The 25,129-nt window shown below is 39.1% G+C and carries 23 protein-coding genes and 1 pseudogene; 16 read left to right on the forward strand and 8 right to left on the reverse strand.

Features of this window, described 5'->3' with window-relative positions; translation table 11 throughout:
- The first annotated feature begins 137 nt into the window (after nt 1-137).
- The gene (locus tag GJB62_RS30625; RefSeq protein ID WP_245246260.1) at nt 138-908 is read left to right on the forward strand and encodes a lysophospholipid acyltransferase family protein; all 771 of its coding nucleotides are present in this window, start codon (nt 138-140) and stop codon (nt 906-908) included.
- A gap of 511 nt (nt 909-1,419) precedes the next feature.
- Nucleotides 1,420-1,926, forward strand: coding sequence for a hypothetical protein (locus GJB62_RS30630; RefSeq protein ID WP_114082185.1), 507 nt, complete (start codon nt 1,420-1,422; stop codon nt 1,924-1,926).
- 20 nt (nt 1,927-1,946) lie between these two features.
- Here GJB62_RS30630 and GJB62_RS30635 read toward each other — a convergent pair whose 3' ends face one another.
- Nucleotides 1,947-2,135 carry a hypothetical protein gene (locus tag GJB62_RS30635; RefSeq protein ID WP_114082186.1) on the reverse strand — a complete coding sequence of 63 codons (189 nt, stop codon included), beginning with the start codon at nt 2,133-2,135 and terminating at the stop codon, nt 1,947-1,949.
- A gap of 374 nt (nt 2,136-2,509) precedes the next feature.
- Between GJB62_RS30635 and GJB62_RS30640 the strand changes: the two genes are divergently transcribed.
- Both GJB62_RS30640 and GJB62_RS30645 read left to right on the forward strand, forming a co-directional pair.
- Nucleotides 2,510-2,785 carry an HU family DNA-binding protein gene (locus tag GJB62_RS30640; protein ID WP_114082187.1) on the forward strand — a complete coding sequence of 92 codons (276 nt, stop codon included), beginning with the start codon at nt 2,510-2,512 and terminating at the stop codon, nt 2,783-2,785.
- Nucleotides 2,786-2,978: 193 nt separating this feature from the next.
- Nucleotides 2,979-3,464 (forward strand): hypothetical protein, encoded by a 486-nt coding sequence (locus tag GJB62_RS30645; RefSeq protein ID WP_114082188.1) that lies wholly within the window; start codon nt 2,979-2,981, stop codon nt 3,462-3,464.
- Nucleotides 3,465-3,603: 139 nt separating this feature from the next.
- Here GJB62_RS30645 and GJB62_RS30650 read toward each other — a convergent pair whose 3' ends face one another.
- Nucleotides 3,604-4,206, reverse strand: coding sequence for a GIY-YIG nuclease family protein (locus tag GJB62_RS30650; protein ID WP_309472805.1), 603 nt, complete (start codon nt 4,204-4,206; stop codon nt 3,604-3,606).
- A 127-nt stretch (nt 4,207-4,333) separates the two neighbouring features.
- Between GJB62_RS30650 and GJB62_RS30655 the strand changes: the two genes are divergently transcribed.
- The gene (locus GJB62_RS30655; RefSeq protein ID WP_245246247.1) at nt 4,334-4,630 is read left to right on the forward strand and encodes a hypothetical protein; all 297 of its coding nucleotides are present in this window, start codon (nt 4,334-4,336) and stop codon (nt 4,628-4,630) included.
- A gap of 70 nt (nt 4,631-4,700) precedes the next feature.
- On the opposite strand, the gene GJB62_RS30660 is transcribed toward GJB62_RS30655, so the two are convergent.
- On the reverse strand, nt 4,701-5,717 hold the full coding sequence (locus tag GJB62_RS30660; protein WP_114082190.1) for an alpha/beta fold hydrolase: 1,017 nt from the start codon (nt 5,715-5,717) through the stop codon (nt 4,701-4,703).
- Nucleotides 5,718-6,076: 359 nt separating this feature from the next.
- Between GJB62_RS30660 and GJB62_RS30665 the strand changes: the two genes are divergently transcribed.
- A complete protein-coding gene (locus GJB62_RS30665; RefSeq protein ID WP_114082191.1) occupies nt 6,077-7,180 on the forward strand; it encodes a GHMP kinase in 1,104 nt (367 codons plus the stop codon).
- Between the two features lie 17 nt (nt 7,181-7,197).
- Here GJB62_RS30665 and GJB62_RS30670 read toward each other — a convergent pair whose 3' ends face one another.
- A complete protein-coding gene (locus GJB62_RS30670; RefSeq protein ID WP_114082192.1) occupies nt 7,198-7,875 on the reverse strand; it encodes a class I SAM-dependent methyltransferase in 678 nt (225 codons plus the stop codon).
- A gap of 87 nt (nt 7,876-7,962) precedes the next feature.
- Nucleotides 7,963-8,166 carry a hypothetical protein gene (locus GJB62_RS30675; RefSeq protein WP_147262503.1) on the reverse strand — a complete coding sequence of 68 codons (204 nt, stop codon included), beginning with the start codon at nt 8,164-8,166 and terminating at the stop codon, nt 7,963-7,965.
- Between the two features lie 377 nt (nt 8,167-8,543).
- Here GJB62_RS30675 and GJB62_RS30680 point away from each other — a divergent pair, with 377 nt between their 5' ends.
- The 4 genes from GJB62_RS30680 (at nt 8,544) to GJB62_RS30695 (ending at nt 16,201) form a co-directional block, all read left to right on the forward strand.
- Entirely contained in the window at nt 8,544-9,947 is a 1,404-nt protein-coding gene (locus tag GJB62_RS30680) for a DEAD/DEAH box helicase (RefSeq protein ID WP_245246248.1), read from the forward strand.
- A gap of 4 nt (nt 9,948-9,951) precedes the next feature.
- Nucleotides 9,952-11,571, forward strand: a complete 1,620-nt coding sequence (locus GJB62_RS30685) for an IS1634 family transposase (protein WP_159402626.1) — start codon at nt 9,952-9,954, stop codon at nt 11,569-11,571.
- A gap of 148 nt (nt 11,572-11,719) precedes the next feature.
- Nucleotides 11,720-15,289, forward strand: a complete 3,570-nt coding sequence (locus GJB62_RS30690; RefSeq protein ID WP_245246249.1) for a UvrD-helicase domain-containing protein — start codon at nt 11,720-11,722, stop codon at nt 15,287-15,289.
- A gap of 159 nt (nt 15,290-15,448) precedes the next feature.
- Nucleotides 15,449-16,201 (forward strand): CPBP family intramembrane glutamic endopeptidase, encoded by a 753-nt coding sequence (locus tag GJB62_RS30695; RefSeq protein WP_114085911.1) that lies wholly within the window; start codon nt 15,449-15,451, stop codon nt 16,199-16,201.
- A 161-nt stretch (nt 16,202-16,362) separates the two neighbouring features.
- Here GJB62_RS30695 and GJB62_RS30700 read toward each other — a convergent pair whose 3' ends face one another.
- Nucleotides 16,363-17,322, reverse strand: a complete 960-nt coding sequence (locus GJB62_RS30700) for a S1/P1 nuclease (RefSeq protein WP_114085912.1) — start codon at nt 17,320-17,322, stop codon at nt 16,363-16,365.
- A gap of 353 nt (nt 17,323-17,675) precedes the next feature.
- Between GJB62_RS30700 and GJB62_RS30705 the strand changes: the two genes are divergently transcribed.
- From GJB62_RS30705 to GJB62_RS30730, 6 genes are all read left to right on the forward strand, one after another.
- Entirely contained in the window at nt 17,676-17,924 is a 249-nt protein-coding gene (locus GJB62_RS30705; RefSeq protein ID WP_114085913.1) for a helix-turn-helix transcriptional regulator, read from the forward strand.
- Nucleotides 17,925-18,034: 110 nt separating this feature from the next.
- Nucleotides 18,035-18,553: a hypothetical protein gene (locus GJB62_RS30710; protein WP_114085914.1), complete on the forward strand. Its 519-nt coding sequence runs from the start codon at nt 18,035-18,037 to the stop codon at nt 18,551-18,553.
- Nucleotides 18,554-18,674: 121 nt separating this feature from the next.
- Nucleotides 18,675-19,310: a deoxynucleoside kinase gene (locus GJB62_RS30715; RefSeq protein ID WP_114085915.1), complete on the forward strand. Its 636-nt coding sequence runs from the start codon at nt 18,675-18,677 to the stop codon at nt 19,308-19,310.
- 33 nt (nt 19,311-19,343) lie between these two features.
- Nucleotides 19,344-20,177 carry a viperin family antiviral radical SAM protein gene (locus GJB62_RS30720; protein ID WP_114085916.1) on the forward strand — a complete coding sequence of 278 codons (834 nt, stop codon included), beginning with the start codon at nt 19,344-19,346 and terminating at the stop codon, nt 20,175-20,177.
- Between the two features lie 85 nt (nt 20,178-20,262).
- Nucleotides 20,263-20,910, forward strand: coding sequence for a UvrD-helicase domain-containing protein (locus GJB62_RS30725; protein WP_114085917.1), 648 nt, complete (start codon nt 20,263-20,265; stop codon nt 20,908-20,910).
- A 149-nt stretch (nt 20,911-21,059) separates the two neighbouring features.
- Nucleotides 21,060-22,520: an ISLre2 family transposase gene (locus GJB62_RS30730; protein WP_114085918.1), complete on the forward strand. Its 1,461-nt coding sequence runs from the start codon at nt 21,060-21,062 to the stop codon at nt 22,518-22,520.
- A 251-nt stretch (nt 22,521-22,771) separates the two neighbouring features.
- On the opposite strand, the pseudogene GJB62_RS30735 reads toward GJB62_RS30730, so the two are convergent.
- Both GJB62_RS30735 and GJB62_RS30740 read right to left on the reverse strand, forming a co-directional pair.
- A pseudogene (locus tag GJB62_RS30735) lies at nt 22,772-23,314 on the reverse strand (NADP-dependent oxidoreductase); the annotation flags it as partial.
- Nucleotides 23,315-23,601: 287 nt separating this feature from the next.
- Nucleotides 23,602-24,906 (reverse strand): FAD-dependent oxidoreductase, encoded by a 1,305-nt coding sequence (locus GJB62_RS30740; protein WP_114085919.1) that lies wholly within the window; start codon nt 24,904-24,906, stop codon nt 23,602-23,604.
- Between the last annotated feature and the right edge of the window lie 223 nt (nt 24,907-25,129).

Raw genomic sequence — 25,129 nt, forward strand, 5'->3', positions numbered from 1 at the left:
CTTTATTTGCAAGGTGACTTATGAACAAAGGCGAACTAGTCGATGCTGTAGCAGCGGAGGCCAACGTCACAAAAAAGCAAGCCGATAAAATTCAATGGTCTTTAACACAGCGAGATGTTAATTTGATTGAATTACTGATGCCTATATGGTCATGGTTTTACCGTTACTATTTTCAAGTAAAAACTGATGGATGGCATCACATACCAACAGAAGGAAAAGTCTTACTGGTTGGTTCCCATAATGGCGGAATGGCTTCTCCAGATTTAGTAATGATGATGTATGATTGGTTTTCTAGATTTGGAACAGAGCGTTTGGTGTATGGTCTAATGCACCCTTATGCTTGGAAAGTGAGTCCAGAGATAGCCCAATTAGCTCAGAAAGTTGGAGCGATTGTTGCACATCCAAAGATGGCCAGTGCAGCTTTTGAGATGGGGGCTAGCGTTCTGGTGTATCCGGGAGGACAATATGATATGTTTCGTCCTCATAGCCAACGCTATAAAATTAATTTTGCTGAGAATAAGGGCTTTGTCAAGCTGGCTTTAAAACAAGAAGTTCCAATTATTCCAGTGATTTCTGTAGGCGCTCATGATACGTTGATTGTTTTATGTGATTGCTATGCAAAAGTCAAACAACTACATGAGTTAGGATTGCCGTGGCTTTATCAAATAGACCCAGGAATTTTCCCAATTTATTTAGGTTTACCTTGGGGCTTGTCTATTGGGCCTCTGCCTAATATTCCTCTACCTGTGCAGATTCATACTCGTGTATGCCGTCCAATTACTTTTGAAAGATATGGTCAAGATGCAGCTAAGGATCGTAATTATGTGAATGCTTGTTATGAATTAGTTCATAACCAAATGCAAGAAGAGCTAAATCAATTGGTTATAGATACTCAAAAATCCCCATAAAATCAAAATATTAAAAAAAACTCGGAGAAAAATATGTAAACAATTTGGGAAAACCTTATTTATAGAAACTGCATAAAAACAAGCTTTAAGAACAGTTACATCAGTGAGATAGTAATCCTATCACTGGCTAATTCTCCGATTTAGCTGCAAATCCAGGTTAAGACTACGGATTCTGCCGAAGCCCTAACAACCTTGTGGAACATAAAACTGCAAGGGTAGCGGATGTAGAGCAATATTTAAAAGTCAAAAGTTTAAATGGGGGCACATCTACCCTCATTTTCAAGATGGATATCAAGTAAGCGTGCGTTAGAATTGAAGTAATGGCAACTTGATTGATTTGAAGCTAGATTAAAGAATCGAGGGTAAAAGTTGCTCACAGGGCAAAGTTTAATAATTGGGTCATTAATAAGTTGTTTATACAGCATTTGTGATCAGCGATAAAAGTACTGTATGCAAACGGTTTAACCCCAAAATAGCGATGTAGAGTTTAATATTTGCAGGTGTTAAAAGTATGGCTAAGGTAACAATTTCTATTGGGCTAACTGATGCAGAAGTCAAAGCCTTATCAGCAATGCAGATTTCGGAAAATGAGTCATTAAATCACACAGCAACAAGATTGCTCCAGGGAATATTGGGACAGTCAAAAACTGGGCTGGCATTATCTAATGGTGATGAGATTAAGGAAATAGTTAAGCAAGAAGTAAATGTTTTAGCTGCGTCTACACCTGATGGGGAAGAGATAAAACAGGTGATTAGGCAGGAATTAGCCCAAGCGATCGCTCAGATTAAGGGTTTAATAGATGAGCGTAATGGTGGAGTTGCCCTACAAACACAAGAGGCTGTTTCCGTTGAGCAGCAAGTCCTACCAGATTATTCAGCAATACGCGAAAATATCCTTTCTAAATTGAAAACAGGTAAGCAGTCAGCAGCCAAGGCAATTGACGCTTTTATTGAGTCACTGGGTGCTGTAAAGTCAGAACAACAGCCAGCAACTGTGGAATTAGATGTAGCGAGTTAGAATTTTTGTGCTGGCGACTATTAACCAGTCAACTTAATCACACCTTGGCTGACTAAATGTTCAAGCTGAGAATGATGCTGTGTTTGCTCACGTAGCAACTTGAGTTGCTCGTAAGTGACAATGTGTAATCCGGGACGGACAACATAACCTTGAATGCTAATGCTTTGTGGTTGCTGGCTATCGGTGCGGTTGTAGGAAATTGAAGGCATATTTACATTACGTAAGTTAGAACTGATTAGTAGAAGAAAGTTTAATTCTTCATTCTCTTACAGCTTCACACAAGTTCCTCTTAAAAGGTGATTATAGAAGCCTATTAGATTGCTGGTCGCTCCTCTAATAAACCTTGTACAAAGCCGCAGAAATCACCCGAAAAAGCGCAGACTGTAGATTAACCGTTCGACTACAGGAGATGCTCTCCTAAAACTCAACTGGCTTTGCCTTTAATTCAAAGCCACCACAGAAGTAGCCGTACATAGTTAATTTTCGTATGCTGCTTGATTGTTAGTCGTTTTCCCCTTATCCTCACAAAAGGTAGTAATAGTAAAGTAAATTTCCTTTTCAAGGCAATACTTCAGGGTGATTTATGAACAAAGGCGAATTAGTGGATGCTGTAGCAGCAAAGACCAACATCACAAAAAAGCAAGCCGATGAAGTCATTAGTGCTTTTTTGTCAGTAGTTATCGAAGCTGTAGCGAATGGAGAGAAGATAACGCTGGTAGGGTTTGGCTCATTCGAGCGGCGCGATCGCTCAGAGCGCGAAGGGCGTAATCCGAAAACCAATGAGCCAATGACTATCCCAGCGACCAAAGTGCCTGCGTTTTCTGCTGGGAAACAGTTTAAAGAAAAAGTAGCGCCATAGATGAATGGCTTTACCACTGGCAATCTAATCCGATGCAAAGCCATAATCGATTAATTCAAGTATCGAATCGACTATGAAACTTTGACTGCTTCTTAGGGAGTAACGTTACTACAATTCTGGTATTACTCCCGTATCAACAAATCTGTTTCTGTTAAAATCGCGTCTTCCAGCACGTAACTTTTGAGGCAGTGCCATGTGTGCAAAGGGATTTGGACAACCCCAACCCACCAAAATCGATAAACTTGTTGAATCTGCGGTGCGTTATTGCCACAAGCGACACCCAGAAGCCTTAGACCAAATTTTTGACAATCTGCCTGTTAAGCTCAACCAAGAAGTAGTAACAGGGATTTTGGCAGCATTGCAGAAAGATATTGACACTTTGAGTTGGTTTTGCGGCTATATGGCATCAGAAATCAACCGCAGTGAGGACAACCAAAAGCCTCATCATCCCATCGCCGAACTTAGCAAAACTCTGATTACATCGGGGATGGAACCGTTTACTGATTTTATGCCTTATCCTGGTTGCCGCCTCGTCATACTCAATTCGGAAAAATTTGAATCATTACCAAAGTCAGTTCAAACCATAGTGCAGCAGGCTTTTGATATTAGAGAAAGTAGTGGGACAGAGGCACAAACGATAAATGATGCGTTGCTACAAGAGTTGATGGTTCAGGAGTAAGTAAAAAATTGGAATGTTATGGAGTACCCACACGCCAACTCTTGGAGACGCTTTGCTCCCGCAAGATCCACGTTCGCGTAGCGTGCCGTAGGCAAGTGGTACGGCATCGTCTCCACTTATAAAGCATAAATAAGCCACCCTACCCAAAAGGCTGCCCCCACCGTTCCCAGTTATCCTTATTAAATGGACTGCGCCACTTCAAAATAAGGTTCAACTCTAACTCTTGCCGTGTGCGTCGATCAACCGGAGCATCCCACCAAAATGCGGCGTTGACTGCTGTTTGTAACCCATAGTGATAATGTAAATCCTGGTAGCTGGCGATGTAATCTTTGCAGGCGTGTATACCCTGCCATCGCTTGTTACTGCGGCACTTTTCGCCTACGTACAAAATAACAGAAGCCGCCGAGTCTATGATGAAATATACACAAGCTGACCCAGGACTATCAACTGGCATTCGATAAAACGACATTGGCACAAGCCGCAGCAAGAGTGGATCAATTTGGTCTGGGTCGCAGTGCTTAGGGGTAAGGTCAAATAATGCCGTCTGCTGTGGTGGTTTGTTTTCTCTCACCTTATGCTGATATTCAAAAATCTGAGATTTCCACTTCAACAGCGCCTCAAGACTCATTACCAGTGTCTCTGCTGTGCGTGCTGGTGTGACAGTCAAATCAGAAAATAAATTTAGCTGGTTGGGTTCCAAGGTGATTAATGGGAATGTACAAACCAGTAGATTATCGCCCACAACTGGATGGAGTCAAACCTGTTAGCAGCTTACTAGAGCGATCGCTGTGTTGATTTTGGGCATTTTAAAATAGCGTTTCCTCAATATTGCCATGTTTAAAGGATTTAGTCGCCCAAAGAAAAAATCAGTGCTTGAGGACAATGAACTGACCACAGGGATTGTTCAACATCCAGTTACGGGACTTTGGCAGACATGGATATCATTTACAGGTAATGATATTCAATGTATTACCGCCCATGCGAACCCTGATGATGCTGACCGGGTAGCGAAACAGATGGCTTCGGCTTGGAGTGAAGGGAAATATAAAACTGGGGAAGAGGTGACAGCTTTTATCCAATCACTGCCTACTGATGCTGTCATAGACCCATTACCCCAAAATATTGTGATGCAACTGAGCAAGCAGGCATTAAGCGCAAGAAAGTAAGAAAGAGCGATGGCTTTACAGAGTACGTTCAATTGCTGCCAAATTGGGCATTTCAAGGAAGACCGTGGGTTTAGGAATCTGGATCGATGCAGTTGAGATGCTCACAGCCAAAAGCTTGAGTCATCATTGCAGCTAGCTGTTGAGAAACTTGTCCATCAAAGTTGAGTTTGAGCATGATTTGGTCATAGGTTTGTCCCTGGGTTATCTGCTTTGCTATTTGCTCAAACTCTACCCAAGTCAAATCACTCTCAACAAATGCTTTCGCAAGAGTAATTACCAGCTCCTCATAATCATTGTCTTCCAGTTTTGTCATCATTCGGTGTTCAATGTGAAGCGAATCATCGAAACAGTAATACCAGGATTTCGGTTGCTGTTTAACTACCTTTCGGAAAAAGTCTTGTTGTTTGGAAAGGTTAACAGCGCGATCTGCTTCACTACATACCATTAAAATAGGAGCGGAAACACAGCCTTGAGCCTTTTCTGAAACTTCCTTTGCCAACTGAAGAAATATCCGTAATGACTTGAGACAAAAACCTTTATAACCAAAATTGCCAGATGCGTCTTTGTTAAACCATTCAAAGTAAATTGGTAGGATTTTGATAAGTTGATCTAATAGTGAGTAACGGCTAGCTAAATAAGGGGTAAATAATAAAGTGCTGTCAATCTCCTGGGGATACTCTAAAGCTAACCAAGCAGCTAAAGTTCCACCTGTTGACAATCCACCAATTACAACTTGTTGGCCTAGTGTTTTTGCAATCTGCAACCATTTGAGAAGAAATTGTTGATATATCTGAATATCTGTTGGGAGTGGTGGGGGATTTTTACGGCTCCAGTTTCCTGAGCGTCCATGACCAGGCTGTAAAGGAATTAGAACGTTATGTCCCTTTTTAAAAAAGGCTTGACCGAGCGGCTCAAACTGGTAGGGGCCTGCTGTAAAACCATGCAAAAACAAAAAAACTTTTGACGTGAAGTAAGGATGAATTAAAAATTTGGAGCGACAAGCTTCATTTTTTAGACCTACTGTGGACTCTAATTGGTGAACTTGCTTCAGGATTTCTGCTGTATTTGTTGGGATGGCAACTTTCATCTATTATTTATTATTTTTGTATGCAACATACCTGACTTTATTAATTAAGTAGTTATTTTGGATCTAGCAGAGGATATATTTTTGAGTTAGCCTGTCAAAAGTGAAAAAGTTTTTTCAAGTTGGATAAGCATCCAATCCATTTTCTTTGACACCAAGCAGCCCCGTTAAAGTAGCGACACCGGACAGCCCGTCGTAGACATCGCTCTTAGGCAGGTTGTAATCCATCGCCTAAGAGGAATCAATTCTCACGAGTGATTGCCGAAAACCCTACTGATGCAGGCTATTGGAGTGATGAATGGTATATTATTTATTCAAGTTAATCAGGAGAATATACCTCGATTAAGAACAGGAAACTTAAAATGAGAATTTTTGTTCCAGGCCGTCTTTGTTTGTTCGGAGAACACACTGACTGGGCAGGAGAATATCGCAGTGTTAATCCTCTTATCGAAAAGGGCTACACCTTAATTGTTGGTACTAATCAAGGAATTTATGCCAATGTCTTACCAAATTCTACTGAATTAATTATTCGTGCTTCTCTCAATGATGGCAGGAGTTATGAACCACTCAGATTAGCTATGGAATCTAATACTCTCAAGTCCGTAGCCAAAGAGGGCGGTTTTTTTAGTTATGCTGCTGGTACAGCTTATCAACTTCTGACTCATTATGGTGTTGGCGGACTTGAGGTTGATAATTATCTAACCGACTTACCCATCCAAAAAGGATTATCTTCGAGTGCTGCCTTTTGCGTTCTCATTGCTCGGTCTTTTAATCGTCTGTATGACTTGAAGATGACAATTCGTTCAGAAATGGAGTTTGCCTACAAAGGAGAAAGAACCACTCCTAGCCTTTGTGGTCGTATGGATCAGGCTTGTGCTTATGGAAATCGCCCAATATTGATGATATTTGATGGTCAAAAAATCGACCTACTTGAATTGAAAGTGAGTCATGATTTGTTTTTTGTGATTGTCGATCTTGGCGGGAGCAAAAACACACAAGAAATACTAAGACGATTGAATCAGTGTTATCCTTTGGCTACTAATTCAATAGAGCAAAATGTCCAAAAATATTTTGGTTCTATTAGCTCTGAAATTACCCAGGCAGCAGTTGAAGCAATACAACTCGGAGATGCCCAACTTCTTGGAGCTTTAATGACAAAAGCCCAAGCGGAATTTGACCGATACGTAGTTCCAGCTTGTCCCGAGCAATTAACTGCAAAAAAGCTACATCTGCTTCTCCATCACGAGCCACTTAAGCCTTATATCTTTGGAGGAAAAGGCGTAGGTTCTCAAGGGGATGGGACTGCACAACTGATAGTTAAAAATCAAGAGAGTCAAAGAAAAGCTATCGAAATTATTAAGCATGATTTTCCTCAAATGCAAGCGTTACAGTTGACTATTTCAAGGCTACCAACTCCGATGATTGACTTAGCTGAGGACAAAAACCAGTATGGGGATGTTTATTAACAAATGCGTTTAATACTTTATTCGCGCTCAAAGACAAAAATAATTGAAATCGGTTTGTTCGTTTTGGGATCGCATGGCTCATATAAATTTAACAATCGGTAATTTAAAGCATGGAACTCGTTGATCCATGATTCGAGCGTTCTGAAATACCAAGGAGTAGGGTGAAATGGCTTATCTGAAACTGTTTGCCATGAAGTTTCGCGCCATGCATTGGAGTATGTAGAGTCACCGCAAGCAATTATCGGATGAAGGGTTTGAATGATTATTTTGCCTTTGGACTCTAACAGGCTATGGCCTGCCTTGGCGATCTCATCAAGAGCGCATTCGCCTATAATTGAAAAGTTGCAGATAAAGCAAGAGAAATAGCTAATTGTGCTAAATCTTTGTGATGCAAGATCCGAGTAGGAACAGACAACAAAGCGAGAATCACCACTATCCCTTGCTGCGTCAATGAGAGCGGCACAAAAATCAACACCCCATCCATCAATTCCTAAAGAAAAAAGCTGTCGAGACAACCATCCCTCACCGCATCCAATGTCTAAGAATGTTCGTGGATTAAGTTGGCTTACTGCTTTGAGTATAGCGGCATCAGTGGCGATCGCACGAGAATAGATTTGCTGCTGACGAATTGCTTGTGCCCATAACGAAGCATTCATCTGCCATGAATCAAGGATTCGTTTTTCATTCTTGTCCATACAACGCGGCTCAAATAGTACGAACAATCTTCTCCTTTAAAAAGATAAGCGATAATGTAGCCAGATGTAGGAAGATTTTCACTATTTTCAGGAATCGCAGTTCTGCCCAAGAGCGACCACAGTTGTAACTGATGGCAACAGAGGGCTACCAATTATTTTTAGTGATGGCAGCCAACAGAACATGGTTGCTGGCGATGGTGTGCTGATGAGAGTAAACCTGTAAACCTGGGGATAAATAAAGCGACACCAGACAGCCCGTCCTAGACATTGCTCAAGCAGGGTGTAGTCCACATCGCCTCTCCAATCAATTCTCTCTCTTATTGCCGAAAGTTCTGCTGATGTAGGCTATTGGAGTGATGGGGTGGGGTGTTGGGGGAAATCTGGCGCGAAGATTCGGTTTGGGAGTTTTTGTGTTAGAAAAGCTACTGTTGAGGGAAAACTGAAAACAAGACCCTGTTTTGAAGACTTTGATTGTAATTCATCAGCCGAACGCTACAAATTACACAACAGAATTGGCAACGCATACATGAGTTCAATTCATAGTATTTGTGTACTATTTATTGACAAATAAGTACTTGTTGCTAAAATCTTTTAACAAGTCAGGGTAAGTTAAGTTAGTAATTTTTTAGAAATGAAATTGCGAAAAAGCAATCTAATTAGGGATTCTCATGCAAGATTTATCAAATATTGACTTATTTTATGCTTATTTAGACTTAGAAATTAATACTGAAAATAATATATACCGCATCGGATTGGTATCTCTGAACTTAACAAAAAATTTCTATCAAGAGAATCTAAATCAAGCTTACGAAGAAATGAGGAAGCTGAAAAATAGTAATTTATCAGTATGCGGTCATAACTTCCGCCGCTTTGATTACCCTTATCTGATTGAGCAAGAACCGCAATTATCTTCTTGGCATATAATTGACACTTTAGAACTATCAATACTCGCTTTCCCTCTACAGCATTCCCATAAGCTAAATAAAGACTATAAGCAAAGTGAATATTCAAGTAATAATCCCGTAGAAGACGCACAGGCAACTCGATTATTACTTGGTCAACAATTAGAAGCACTATTTAAAAAGCCTGATGAAGTACAACAGGTATATATTTGGCTCCTGACTTGTGGTTGCGAAGATGCAGACCTTGCATATCAACAATTTTTCAGTGATAACCTTGGTTTGAAGATTGAACAACCCGCCATAGAAATGCTGCCAGAAACAATGCTAAAGGGAATAAATCAATCCTATTTGCAGCAGCTAGGGTCTAGTCCACAAACTTATGATTTTGAGACAAGATTATGCGTGGCGGGATTACTGGCTTGGAACTATGAGTGCAATACCAATGAATCGAAGCAGGTTTTTTGTGATTGGCTCAGACATTTAAATGGTTTTCAAGCTGTACTTGAGAATTTGCGTCCTTTAAGTACAGATGAATTCGCTATCAGCTCTTACTTGGAATATTTTGAAATTCCCAGTTTTCGACCTTTGCAGGAAGAAGCTGTCCAAGCAATTATTAATAATGAGCGTCCACTTGTTCTCATGCCTACTGGTGGTGGTAAATCTTTATGCTATCAATTACCAGCTTTCATGTTCCACGAAAGGCACAAAGCACTGACTGTTGTCATTTCACCGCTACAAGCACTAATGGCAGATCAGGTAGCAGATTTAGAACAAGCTGGGTTTTTCTTCGCCACCTTCATTAATGGTAATCTCTCAGCAGCAGAACGTCGTCAGCGATTATCAGAACTGCGTTCTGGTTCCAAAGGTTTGCTGTACATCAGCCCTGAGCAATTGCGGTCAATGAGTATTCGAGCATTGTTAGAACAACGCCCTCCGGTTCTTTGGGTGATTGATGAGGCTCACTGTGTTAGCCAATGGGGCCACGATTTTCGTCCCGATTACCGTTACATCCCGAAATTTATTTATGAATTATATCAAGAGCGGCAGCTTGCAATGCCTTTGTTAGCTTTAATGACAGCAACAGCAACTGTTGCTGTTATTGAACCCAGATTCCGCAGGTGCGCTCGTAAATGCTGTATTTTTGAAAATGACCTAAATGCTGCATTTTAGAAGCATGACAGCATCATTAAATATCAGGGTACAGGATATTGATCACTGCGGCATAGTCGCAGGCATCTGTGATGAGATGAATTTAGTAGAACAAATTAACCGACTGCTGGGAACTCACTCTCAAGAAATCATCAGTGCAGGTCAAGTTGTAAAAGCAATGATTTTAAACGGATTAGGATTCGTGAGTGCGCCGTTATATTTGTTTGAAAAGTTTTTCGTAGGCAAAGCTACCGAGCATCTTTTAGGAGAAGGAATACGTCCAGAACACTTAAACGATGACCGTTTGGGTCGAGTATTGGACAAATTATATGAGGCGGGACTAACGGAAGTATTTGTGACAGTGGCGCTTTGTGCAGCACGTAAATTCGGGGTAAAAATGGACAGCCTGCACCTTGATTCAAGTTCATTCCATGTTGATGGCGATTACATTAATAACGCAACAGCAGAGGATGCGGAAGCAGGAGGAATCGAAATTACCTACGGCTATTCAAGAGATCACCGCCCAGATTTGAAACAATTTATCCTGGACTTAATGTGCAGTGGGGATGGAGATATTCCCTTGTATTTGAGGGTCGCAGACGGTAATGAATCAGACTCAGCAATATTTGCGACCATCATCGCTGATTTTAAGCGGCAGTGGCAAATAGATGCTTTGTTTGTTGCAGATGCCGCACTTTATACGGAAGAGAACTTGCAACAAATGAAACATTTACGTTGGGTATCAAGAGTCCCAGCTACCCTAACTGCTGCAAAAATGCTGTTAGAAGACATGCCAGAAGTTGCATTTAATGACAGCGCAATGCCTGGATATCGAATTGCACCAAGTTGTAGTGAATATGGTGGTGTCAGACAGTCCTGGTTAGTTGTTGAAAGTCAAGCCAGAAAAGAAGCTGACCTCAAGCAGTTGGAAAAACGTTTAATTAAAAAGTTATCAGTTGCCCAATCCGAACTTCGGCAGTTGTCAAACCAAGAATTTGCTTGCTCAAAAGATGCTCTGATTGCGGCACAACGGCTCAGTTCTAAGTTGCCCTTACACCAACTGGCTAATATCCAGGTTAAGGAAGTAAAAAAACATACTGGACGTGGTAGACCCAGTAAGGATGCTGCCCCTACCTTTTACTACCAAGTCGATGCCACGCTAGAGCCCAAGGAAATAGCCATCGCCATCGAAACCAAACGCGCTGGAAGATTTATTTTAGCGACCAATGTCCTCGATGCCGAAGAACTCAGCGATGAAGATGTTTTACGTGAATATAAGGCACAGCAGTCTACTGAGCGTGGTTTCCGATTTCTCAAAGACCCTTTATTTTTTACTTCCAGTGTCTTTCTCAATTCGACTGAGCGAGTTGCCGCATTAGCAATGATTATGGGTTTGTGCTTGCTTGTTTATAGTCTGGGTCAAAGAGCTTTACGTCAAGCCTTAGAACGGGCAAAAAAAACTATTGATAATCAGTTGGGTAAACCAACTTCTACTCCCACCTTACGTTGGGTGTTCCAATGTTTTATGTCAATTCATTTGGTTACCGTCTCCCAAATCAAGCAAATTGCCAACTTAACCCATGAAAGGCAATGGATTCTTCAGTTTTTTGGCGCTCCTTGTCGAAAATATTATCTTCTTTCTTAACTAACCTGCGGAATGTGGGATTGAAGATATTAAAGAGCTATTTGCCCAACATAAACTAAATATTAATCGTAAAATTGATGGGGCAATAACAAGAGATAATCTAACTTTTAATGTGATTTCAGTAGCAGGGAATAAAGAGCAAGTTTTGTTGAATCAAGTAAAAGAAGCTCTTAAACTAGGTGGTAGTACACTGATTTACACTACTACACGCAAAAATGCCCAAAAGCTAGCAGAAACTCTTAAACAAAGTCACATTGAAGCAAAATATTATCATGGGAAACTTGCAAAAGAACAAAAACAACAAGTTTTGCAAGAATTCAAATCAGGTAAATTGAATGTAGTTACTGCAACTTGTGCTTTTGGTATGGGCATAAACCGTAAAGATGTACGCGCTGTCATTCACCATTGCATGAGCGCCAATTTAGAAGGTTACATCCAAGAGGCTGGACGGGCAGGACGTGATGGAGAGCCAGCAGTTTGTACTTTACTCTTTGATCCAAAAGATGCTGATACAGTTTTTTGTTTGCAAAGTTTGAACCAACTGAGTGAACAAGATTTGAAAAATGTCTTGATCTCGACTAGACATATCCGCGATCGCACTTTTGGCAGCGCTAGAGATGATTGGTTTTGGGTGACAACCAATGAAATATTTGAATCAGGTGACTTTGATGAAGAATTTGGTGAAGAATCAGAACAGCAAAATACTAAAATAAAAGCAGGATTGCATTACTTAGAAAAATTTGGTTTATTAGAACGAGCCGAGAACTTTTCAAGCTTTATCGAATTTGAACTAAGCCATAATACCTTTGCTGAGTCTATAGAGCAGTTTGAGGAATACAGCCGGATGAAGGATTTATCCCGGTTTGAAGCAGACAACTTTGAGCGGCTGATTCAAGCAATGCACATAGCGAAAGCTTATTGTAATAGCAATGATCAACCGTTTCCCCTCGACCGTCTCAGTGATGAAGCTGGAATTAGCTTACATGACCTGACTGCCAGAATCCGTGAACTGCAAAAGGCTGAAGTCTGTTCTTTTGAAATACCCATTACACTTGTGATTACCAAGGGTGTAAGAGGAGATGCCCGTAATAATCATGAACGCATTCGCCAGTTAGAAGACGAATTACTCAAAGTGCTTAATGAGTTATTTGGTAATCAAAATGAAATACAAATAAATCTGCGTGGACTTGCTTCTCGACTTGACCCAGACAATAGTAAAAAAATCAGAGCATCCAACATCATAGATATTTTGGAAGGTTGGGTTGCTCAAAAATGGCTAAAGTTAAGTAGAATTTCTAGTGATGTGGTTCGCTTAGGAGAAATGGAAGTTGCAGAGCATTTACCTGAGCATAAAATTCTCACAACTACAGTATTGGAAGTTTTGTATCAAGCATTGAAAGATACAACAGGGGCGAGATTACCTCTGAAGTACGAATTAGGTAAACTTGCTAAAGAAGTTACCCAAAAAAGCCAACTTGACTGGAATAATGAAGAGTTAGAAGTTATTCTTTTGTGGCTCCACCAGAGAAAAATCATTCGATTAAGTGATGGGCTTAATCTCTTTCAACAGTCGCTGAAAGTCCGTGTAATAAAAAACGCAAGTGTTTCCAGAGTAAAACGCCGTTACCCTGAAGTTGAAGCTCACTATGATGAACAAACTCGTCGCACCCATTACATGGTGAAGTATGGTCAGTTAAAGTTAGATGAACAGCGTCAGCAATTTGTTCGTGATTACTTTGGCACAAATCAAGAAGAATTCGTTTCAAAGTACCAATTTTTGGCACAAGAGATTACCAGACCGATTCTTCCAGAAGACTATAACCGTATTCTAGAACCGCTTAACCCTGCTCAAAAAGAAATTGTTTTAGCTTCAGACCCAACAATGGCAGTAATCGCAGGCCCTGGTTCTGGCAAAACAAGAACTATTGTTCACCGGATTGCTTATCTTGTAAAGGTTAAGCGAGTTGAGCTGAAGCGTATTCTTGTTTTAGCTTACAACCGTAATGCAGTTAGAGAATTACGGTTGCGGTTACGTAATTTGATTGGCGAACAAGCATCACGAATTCGGGTCTTTACTTTCCACGGTTTAGCCTTATCACTTTTGGGACGGACGGTAGGTGAATACAGAGGAACTCAGACAATAAATTTTGATCGGCTTTTGGTTGAAGCTTGCGAATTAATTGAAAAAGGCGAAGAATTTGAAGATGCAGATGAAGATACTCAGGCACGACGAATTCAATTATTAGGAAAATTAGAATATATCTTTGTTGATGAATACCAAGATGTAACTGAGAAAGAATATCGTTTAATTAAGTCAATTTCTGGCTTAAATCAATCTGAGGATAAAACACAGTCGGTACAAATTAATCTCTGTGTTATTGGAGATGATGACCAAAATGTTTTTACGTTTAAAGGTGCCGATACTAGATATATCCTTCAATTCCAAGAAGAGTATAAAGCAAAACGATTACTACTTAACGAAAATTACCGCTCTACAGAAAATATTATTGAAACTGCTAATTGTCTTATACAAAATAACTTAATACGCTGTAAACAGGCTCCAGAAGAGCAAGTTCGTATTAACTCCGAACGCCAAGGATTAAGAGGAGAGGCAGTCTCCGCTTTAAAGTTCAATAATTTATCACGACAAGCAGGATGGATTAAAGACAAAATTCAATCTTGGGTCAACGTAGGGATTGCTCCTCATGAAATCGCTATTTTAGCTATTCGTTGGGATGATTTGAGTCCTATCCGCTTGCTTTTAGAAAGAGAAAGTATATCTACTTATGCCCTAAAAAATAATACTATTCCACTATTAAAAAACCGTTGCACTCGTTTACTAATTAATGCTTTACAGAAAGACTATAGCCTAGTTTTAAATCCTGAAGAATTAGTTCAGAAAAGATTTGAGGCGTTTTTTAAACGTACTGGTCGTAGCTTAACAGAACCTACTGTTAAAATCTTAATAAATATTGCTAGAGATTTAGATAAAGAACGAGGCTATGGGTTTGAAGATATTGTACTACCTATTAGCGTTGATGAAATATTGACTGCTATATTTGAGTTTAATGAAAATGGTGAATCCTTCCTAGAAGATAACTCAGTCTTAGTTACTAGCTGTCATGGTTCAAAAGGTTTGGAGTTCCGTAAAGTCATACTTTTAGGTGATGGATTTAAAACTAATTGTAATGAGATGGAATCAGAACGACGACTCTTTTATGTTGCTATGACTCGCGCCAAAGAAGAATTAATTGTTTGTTCTACTCAGCAGAATTTATTTGTACAGCAAGCTGGTTTAACTTCAGAGGTTATTGATTATAGTGAGACTCAACTTCCTCAGTTAATGCGTTACTTTGATTTAGCTCCAAGTAATGTTTATTTAGGATATGAAAACACTCAAAATAGACAAAATGTTATTAAAAAGTTATGTGAGGGTGATGTTATTGAGTTAAGAGGAAATAACCATAATAATGCTTGGAGAATTTTCACACCAAATAATAATGAAATTGGTCGTCTATCAAAGAGGGGAACACAACTTCTTAAGCATAAAGGTATTTTTCCTGGACAGTTCCAGTTTCAGCCTGGTGAAGTAACAGTCCGATATCTATATCACCATACTAAGAGAGATGACATAACAGGAAAAATTTCGGAGAATTGGTTTGTTGTGATTCCACAAATTCGAGTATGTAGAAATGCCAAGAAGAGTGATTTGAGATAGGCTAACTCCGCACAAAGAAGCTAATAAAACCCCCAAATATTACCGCATCCTAGACGGCATTTGTGACTTTGAACAGATGCCAAGGCTTACAAGGATTTATGCGAAAGACATGGTTGCCGTGATTGATTTAAACTCGCTTTAACCTAATAAAAGATAATCGTGAAAACTGAATTACCTCCATTAACTAATTGTGTTCTATTCTTTGTAGCTGTCATAAGTGTGGTGTATTTATATAGCAGCATAGCTCAAAGAAAATTAATTAAAAAGCAACGAAAAGTAGAAAGACCTAAATCTAGTTTTGGCTTTTTGATATTATGGAATCAAATTTTGTTAATTTCCTTTTTTTCTGTAACCTATATTATAGGATGGGATGCACCCTCAGTTGGTTTAAAACTTGAAATATTACCAGTATTTTCCTTAATGATTGGCTTGGGTTTCTATTGTATATTTGTGTTATTTTTAAATAAAATTCTAAATCTTTTGAGAGTCAGCCAAATTGTAGAAAATGATGCTTATCTCGTTACTTTAAGGCTTATGCCCCGACAAAAGCTTCAGAAAACATTATTTATTATTGCCGTATGTATATTAAATCCAATAACAGAAGAGTTGATATTTCGTGGAGTACTAGTACATCAATTAAGCCTATATACAAATAATTATTACTTGGCAATTTTTTTGGGATTGTTTGTAAGTGTTGGGAATCATATTTATCAAGGAAGACTGCATATTATTACGCATATTGTTTTTTATATTTTCACTGTAACATTGCTTTATTCAGATGTAGGACTTATTGGGTCTATAGGTTTTCACTTAGCAGGAGATATTTACCCGTTCATGTGGCTTAAATATCAGGTTAATAACTATAAACAACGAAGAAGGGAGGAACGCAGAGCTAAATATGTTTCCAATTAGAATATCAGACACAGTGAGTAAGAAAATTTGGAGATGGAGAAAGTAGCGACACCGGACAGCCCGTCGTAGACATCGCTCTCAAACTGGGGTAATCGCTCTAGTAAAATCAAAAACCACCCACATGATGTAAGTGGATATCAAAAGAGATTATGTATTTTTTATCAGTTACCAAACAGTTTATTAAGCACATCAGCTAGACGGTAGCCTGCCAAGCTCATCCGGCGTTCTGCTATTGGTTTGGCGGTAGCAGCATAATTTGGCGGTAACGGCTTTCCATCATTTTTATCCGTGCTGCCAGAAAGTTTGCCATTGAGATATGCTTTTTGTTTTGCTATCCTAAAACTCTCCAATTTTGCCCAATTATTAAATTGAGTTTCTCTTAACTCTGGCAATTTACTGCGTTGATAGTCGGCTCTTATCTTGGTTGCGGTGTTGCGAACAGTTTGAAAATTTTCTGAGCCAAGTATGAGGTCATCCCAGAATTTATGTAAACTAATTGTTTGACCATCTGGATTAACTCTAATATAAAAACGTGTACCACCTCTATCACCTTCTGGTTCTGGATACTCGTTAGTTATTAATTTGGTAGTATGCAATGGCTGATGCACATCTCCTACTAGATGGAATAGCCAGCATATTGCAACTGCTTTTTCGCTGTTGGTGGCATTACTTTGAATAATATCAAGATTTTTTTGAAAAGCAAATATAATATTTTCTTCACCGGGAATTTCACGAGGAATTGAATTTGAAGAACTGCCTGGTTGATAAGGAAAATTTATGTAGTGCCAAGTTGGGCGATCAAATGTTTGATTGCCACGAGCTTCATCTGGCCATTTTGCCGCCCACATAAATAAGTACAAATTTTTATTTTCAGCAGAAATATTAGATTGTTTGAGGGAATTCCACTGCTGCTCAAATTTAGAGTATTCAGGGTGTTCCTTCAAAATGGCAACCATTTTCTCAATTACTTCTTGATGATTCTGCGAGAGTTCCCTGTAAGCGATCGCTCCTGAAACCATGTGTCCAGCCTTATTCCAAGCAAAAGCTGGGTACTGCCAAACCAAGATTGTTGATAATACTGTCAATAAAGAAAACTTAGCGAAAGAATGTAACTTCAGCATAAAATTCTTTGTTAAAAAATACAGCTAAAGTATAGGTTGCATTCAGGTAAGTTAGGGTTAAATTTGCATGAAAAAAATAAATCACCCTACACAATACTCATATATTTCAATAAACAGAGCTGTACATTAACGAGTTTAAGGGTGTGATCGCATCTATTACCCTATGAATGAGTCATTTACCTCCAAGAATTTAGGTTCAGAACCACTTAAAAAATATTCCTGCTTAGAGTAAATAATTTTACATATTTTTCATTATTACGGATATGCACTGAGGTTTATTGCAATTCCGTATGACTAAAATGCAACAAACAATATAGCATTAGCTACTTAAGGTAGTGGGTCAAGCTTGCTCAATGACTATCAAAAAACCCTTGGCTTTCAAACAGCCACAGGTAGGGCATATCATTCGTGATTTGCGACTTTTGGCTGGGTTAACGCAAGAACAGTTTGCAGCCACTCTCGGCGTGACATATACCACGATTAATCGTTGGGAGAATGGACGCTCTAAACCGTCGCCGATGGCGAAGAAGCTTATTGAACAGAAGCTTAATGAGATGGGCGCTCAGGGTGAGGATTTGTTAACTAAATATTTGCCAAATTAGTTATTTACTCAGTTTCTGTGTGAGCGGTAAATATAGCTCTAATAGCCCACTTGTTCTAGTTTTTATATCCAACTGTTGATTGTAATTGTAAACATCAGGTGAGGCATCTAATGAACGGTAATACAAACATGAGAACTACTCAGCAAGTCACGGAAATTACAGGCGCTCCCGCCCAAGTTTGGGGAAACGTGTTAGTTCCAGCAAGAGGAACAATTCTTGTCAAAGTTACAGGTGATACTCTTGTTGGGACAACAAAAACTGGGTTAGAAAAGAGAGAGACTTGGATACGCATTCAAAATATTGATTCAGCAGAAACATTAGAAGCCCCTATTTATGCTTTATTGGGTTTTGGAGGATTCCTAGCTTTTTCATCTTTGGGTGCATTCAGCAACTCTTCTGTACTAGGTTTAATTTTACTTGTTGCAGCAGTCGCCCTAATTGTCTATGCAATAACTAATAAACGTCGATATCTAGCAATTCATAGTTATCGTACTTCAATTGTTGTTTTTATGAATAAGTCCCCAGAACTTTATCAGCAATTTGCTATGAATGTGCTGGCATTATCGCGCAAACTAAATACACCCAGTAATACACAAACAAGACAGCCTCAAACCCAAATTCAACCTTAGTTGATGAAGTCTATGTATATGAATCCCAGGATAAGAAATATAAATTTAAGCTCCACTAAAAGAAATTGCGATCGCTTCCAAATTCTTAGAGTAAATTTACAAAACATAAGGTAAGGAATATATGAATAAGTTTCCTTTTTTAGTATTTGAAGGATTAGATGGGGCTGGTAAAACTACTCTGGCAGAGCTATTTTCTAAGCGTCACAATTTTTCTTATTACAGCAGCATACCGCCTGAGTTAATTGCTTTACGAGAGCAAATAGCTGATACCCATTCTCCAATTACCACGTTTCATTTTTATACTTTGTGTAACCTTATGCGTAGCCATGAGTATGCATTAAAGTTGAATAATTCAGGCGTTGTGGCTGACAGATATGTGTTTTCTACTCTTGCTTACCACAGCCTGTTAATGAAACAAGACTTGTCTTGTCATTTCCGCATATTGCAATCAGAACAAAAATTTTTACTACCTGACGTTATTGTTTATGTGACAGCCTCTCAGCCTGTAATTTGCCAGCGTATTGCCAAGCGAAGTCAGGAAGTTCCTATGCAATGGTATGGGGATAAAGTTTCTGTTGAATACAACCTTATTGAATCATATAAGCGTATATTTTCACTAGTTGACATACCAATCTTGCAGATTGATACGACTAATTCTGATCCTGAGCAAGCTTATTCTACTTTGTGCTATGAACTGCACAGAATTGGTCAAAATATACCCATCATTCAGTCTACAGATTTTGCATTAACTAGCTAACTTCAACTTTTCAATTTACCAAAAAATATTATCATGCGACCAATATCTATAAATTTCCATCTGTGGAAACCATGCAATTATCATTGTCGATTTTGCTTTGCTACCTTTCGTGATGTCCCAGGATATTTAACTTTCAGTGATGCTAAACGCCTTCTTTCTTTATTGCGCGAGGCAGGTACAGAAAAAATTAACTTTGCTGGGGGAGAACCAACACTACACCCTTACATTGGTGAACTTGTAGCTGAGTCGCGTCGTTTGGGATTTGTAACAAGTATTGTGACCAATGGTGCGCGAATGACTGAATTGTTACACAAGCACGCTAGTGATATTGATTGGGTCGCATTGTCGGTAGATTCTGCTTCAGAAATGATTCAAAAACAGTTGGGGCGTGGGAATGGGGATCATGTACTACGATCAATTGCTTTGTTTGATAAATTACATCAATACGGTATTCATGTCAAACTTAATACAGTAGTCACCAGCCTTAACTTCCAAGAAGATATGTCAACCTTTGTAAGGCGGGTGCGTCCAGAAAGGTGGAAAGTCTTTCAAGTGCTGCCAGTGGAAGGTCAAAATGATGGGAGCGTCGAGGATCTGCTAATCTCGCCACACCAGTTTCAAGAATTTGTCGAACGACATCAAACCCTTTCAGATGAGGGAATAAGATTTGTCGCAGAGACAAACAACTTGATGAAAGATTCCTATGTAATGGTCAATCCACAAGGGCAGTTTTACAACAACACTACAACAGGGCGTTATTTGTATAGTTCACCAATTTTGGAAGCGGGTGTAAATGTTGCCCTGGCTCAAGTCGGTTGGAATGTAGAAACTTTTCTGGGTCGTGGAGGTATTTACTCTTGGAAATAGTTGCACCGCCAATTCCAGACTAAGGTTAGCGTACTTCCTCATTACTGATATTAGGGATACCCAAAAAAGCCAAGGAGTAAAAATCATGGGTCAATGGATTGATTTTCAACAAACTGTTAATCAAAGACTACTGAGAGAAGATTTAGATAAAGAACAAACTAAAGTCAGAAACATGAACACCAAAGGACACGCTCTTGTCCGGGGTATTGCTGGCTCTGGGAAATCTTTAGTTTTAAGAAATAGAGTTGAGAAAATAATTGATGATTTTGATAATATTTTAATCCTCAGCTATAACCGTTTTATGAGCGGATGGCTAAAATCGAAGCTAAGAGAGAAAGGTATTAGCAGGCAAGTAACTTGTAATACCTTTCAGAGTTGGGCTTATCGTAATTTAAACTATGATTATAAATTTGATAAAAATGATGAATTAAGAGCGCAAATTATAGATTTTGCGAAAAATTCAGACTTAAAATATCAAGCTATTTTAGTAGATGAAGCACAAGATTTCTATGATGAGTGGTTTCGTGCTTTGCTAGAAATTTTAGATGATGATACAAAATCTTTATTTTTTGTCTACGATAATACTCAATCAGTATATGGACAATCTCACAGAAGAAAGCAAGATTGGACATGGCGAAAGCTGGGAATTGATGTTGTGGGGCGTTCTCGGGAGCTATGCGGTTTCGTCAGATCCAGTAAAAAACAAGCGATCGCTAAATCATTTTCCCAGTAGTATAAATAAATTTATACTTTTTAAGCAGTATTAACACTTAAAAAGTCAAGATGAGTTTGAGTCATAACTTGCAAGACTCTCTTTTTTGAGCCAAAAAAAGCTAGGATTCCCTTTGAGCAAGAATTTAGAGATAGGGATTATCTACCTTAATGGAAAAAAATATATGTGCAACTTTAGATTTGAGTAAATCATTATCAGACTTTTCTTCGCAGGTAACAAAATATTTAGAATTGACGAACATCACGGAATGGAATGGGAAAATTCTTAAAGAAAGAGAAGAAAAAATTAGAGAAATTGCACTTATTTTAGCTGGACAGTGTATTGCAATTTTGTTGTATAACCTCTCCCAATCTCAGTCAGCTAATCAAACAGCTATGATTCAAACAAGAAGCTGGTGGGATACTACTATGCAAAAACATGGTTATAGAAAACGCCAAATCTTAACAGTTGGAAACGTTTTATTCACTCTAAAATTACCATATATGGTAATAAAAAACTCAACAAAGATCACAAATAAAATGTCTCTTCAGGGATTTTATCCCCTGTTAAAGTGGTTGGGGATGTCAGAAGGATTAACCCCGTTAGTATGGTCAACAGTTGCTCAATATGGTGCAATTACTAGCTCATTTGAAGCCGCCTGCACAACTTTAACTGGTTGGGGAATTGATCTTAGTTTAAAACGAATTGAGCGTTTGACATACAAATTTGGTCAAACTGGCATCAACTTACGGCAATCTAAAATATTAAATCGGCAGATGGGCATTTTACCTGAAGGTAATATTCTTAAAGACCAAAGAGTTGTTATAGCTGTAGATGGTGGTCGGAGTCGAATCCGAATTAATAAAAAGGGAAGAAAAAATTCCAAAACCAAGCGACACGGGTTTATCGGCAAATGGGTTGAGCCAAAGTTATTCACAATTTATATTGTTGATGAGCAAGGTAAAAAAATAAATACTTCTGAAATTCCTATTACGAATGATGGCACTTATGAAGGATATAAAGCGCTTTTGGAGATTTTAGAAGCGTATTTAGTTGGCTTGGGAATTAGTCAAGCAAAACAAGTCTTATTAATCGGGGATGGAGCGGAGTGGATCTGGATACATATCCCACCACTTTTGACAAGATTAGGATGCCCAGTCGAAACTTATCAGCTATTCGATTTCTATCATGTTACGGAAAATATAAAAGTATTTGCAGATGCTGCTTTTAATGAAGAAGCACAGTCTAAAGAATGGTTTGTAAAAGTTAGGAAGAGTTTAAAAAAAGGTAAAGCCAAATCTTTAATCAGCCAGATGGATGAGTTGATTGCTGTAGCTACCGGAGAGCGGTGTAAGATTATGGTAGTTAAGCGAAATTATATTTTAGATGCTTATCGTAAAGGGCGTTTAAATTACGATAAAGCAATAAATAAAAAACTACCTATTGGCAGTGGTGCAATTGAGAGTTTAATTCGCCAAGTTGTAAATTTAAGAATCAAGGGTAACAGTAAATTTTGGTTGAAAGAAAATGCAGAAATTATGTTACATCTGCGTTGTCAATGGATCGCCGGAAGTTGGGATAAGTTTTGTGGTTCTATTTTTAATTCCTTTATCAAACCAGAAACTGCTTGATAAATTTTATACTTTACTTTTACTCTCAACTTATTATTTGGTTGAATTAACACTAAGTATAAAAGCCTAATTGTAGATATTTTTGTTAACAATCGTCAAATGACTTGCTAATAATCTTTTTGAGATATCTCATCAAGATGAATTCTCGTGGCTATCAGCACATATTTAGTAAATAAAGTTACTTCTTACTTAGATTTGATTTTTGCGATCGCTTGTTTTTTACCGGATCTGACAAAACCGCATTGCTCCCTACCAACTACCCGACAACCCTTAATCTTGGCAATTTGTCCAACAATGGAACCAACTGCCCCAGCTGCGGCTGAAACGACCACAGTTTCTCCAACTTTTGGCTGTCCTATATCTAATAACCCAAAATAAGCTGTAAAACCAGTAGCTCCCAGTGGCCCGGTAAATGCGTTGAGCGGACAAGGTAGAGGATTAGGTAATCGCGTCAGCGAAAAGCCACTGTTTCCAAGAGCGATCGCGTAATCTTGCCACCCTAGCAACCCAGAAACCAAATCTCCCTTTTTAAAATTGGGATTTTTGGACTCTTCAACCACACCTATAATACCGCCACGCATAACTTCCCCAATTTCAACAGGAGGCATATACTGTTCTATATCGCTCATCCAGATCCGATTGGTAGGATCTAGTGACAGATATATAGTACGTACCAGCACCTCATCATCTTTTGGGCTGGGGATTGGCTCTTCTCGGTACTCAAAATCGCTTTCTTTAATGTCACCAACGGGACGAGCAGCTAATAGAAACTGTCGATTTATCGCTCTAGTCATAAGTTTTTGTTGGGTGTGACTGAGAGTTGGTCAGAGTCAATACAGACTTCCTTGGCTTTTTCTAAGTCTTCTAGCATCATTTTACTTTAGCATCTCACTTCACCAGCACCCCATCAACAATCGTAATGCCCCACTGCCCAAACTTCGTCAGCAATTTTTTGATCATAATTTGCTTTCGCGGGATCATCATTCCAGCCCTCTTGCAAAAAGTCAAACCCTGAATTTTGCCCCAAATTCGCCGCAACTGGGCCACTTCCTCAATTCAATTGCAGGAAGTATGTCAACTCTCAAAAGAAGCGTTCCACTAAATAAGCCGCATATTCCATACCATAAGGTACGCTCACCCCAGCAGTCATTTCATTAGCAAAGTAGGTGTTTTGATTACCTTGCAACATTTCTAATCGTTGATAAATACCATCCTTGAGGTCTTCGGCTGAAAAATGAGAGAACCACTTCCAAATTAGGGGTTGCCCCATAAGTGTCACTTCAGTACCTCCGAGCTTTTTGACACAATCGGATACGTTGCTTTCCAACTCTTCAACAGTTGTCGTTTCATCCATAAATGGATAAAAGTTGTAGATTTTACTGCCTGGATCAACCTCGTAGATAGCTAATGGATAACTAGTTGCTAAAGGCTGATTTAAAGTATTTCTGATTACGTAGAAAATGTTTGCGGGTAAGCCCTCTACTTTACAGGTAATAACCGCTCTTTTTATTGTACGTACCCTAGAAAAAATTTCTGCTTCTTCAGGGGAAGCATCTGCTACGCCAAGAAAGTCATCTACAGGAGCAGTCCAAATTAAATGCTCGAATTCCCACTGATTTGAGGCAGTTTTGACCAGGATTGTTTGACCGCGAGAAATACGCTCAATAGTTTGTCCTAGACACAAGTTATGGGTTGCTGCTAAACGATTCCATAATTCTTGATTCCCTTCTTGCAATTGAGGCATATTCAGAACCAATTTTTTCAGGAAATTGCAACGGTTCCATAATGCTAACAGCCTAATCACATAAGCAGTAGAAGCTTCTTGTTCTAGATATCCAAACTGTCCCGCATTCGCAATCGGCATTAAAGCATCTCGAATAAAATCCAAACCCTGTTTGTTAAACCATTGAGGAGATGATTTATTCATCGCTCGGTAAGCAGGATTGATATAGCCTGGCTCCTCATCCCAAGTATACTTGTCTAATTCTTGAAAAAATTTTCTTAGCTGCCAGAGTCGGGCCAATAAAGAATATTTGGAATCTACTAAAAACGGGCTAGAAACTTTGCCAGTCCCTAAGTCAAATATTTGCACCCGTGGCATCACATGAAGCGATGGAGAAATTGCATACCTTTTTCTGTATTTCTTATATAGGGGGCTTGGTAATATCCAGGCAGTTCCACCCTCGTAAATACCACGGGTTTGAAGACTTGCATCTTTGTACCTAATTGAATATGTTTTCCCACCTACGCGATTTTTGGCATCAATGATGGTGATATTTTTATATCCAAGATCGCGCAATTCTTCGGCAGCCGTTAAACCAGCGCATCCAGCACCAATGATACCAATACGGGTTGAAGGTTCATAGGTTAAACGATTAATTCGCATCGTAATTGTTAATGAGAATTTCAGCCCTATCTAATTGTACTAACTTTATCTTCAGCGTTATATGCCAATACGGTTCAGCCTTTTCAAGGTTCAAGATAGGAATGGCACGCTTGATATCGGCAAATCAATTATTCATAAGGCGTTACAATTGCCTCATGTGAGCATTTCTAAGGATTTGGCACAGGGCAGCAGAACGGGTATCGTTTCTATGACACGCGCAAGG

Origin of the sequence: Nostoc sp. ATCC 53789 (assembly GCF_009873495.1) — a bacterium.
Lineage (GTDB): Bacteria > Cyanobacteriota > Cyanobacteriia > Cyanobacteriales > Nostocaceae > Nostoc > Nostoc muscorum_A.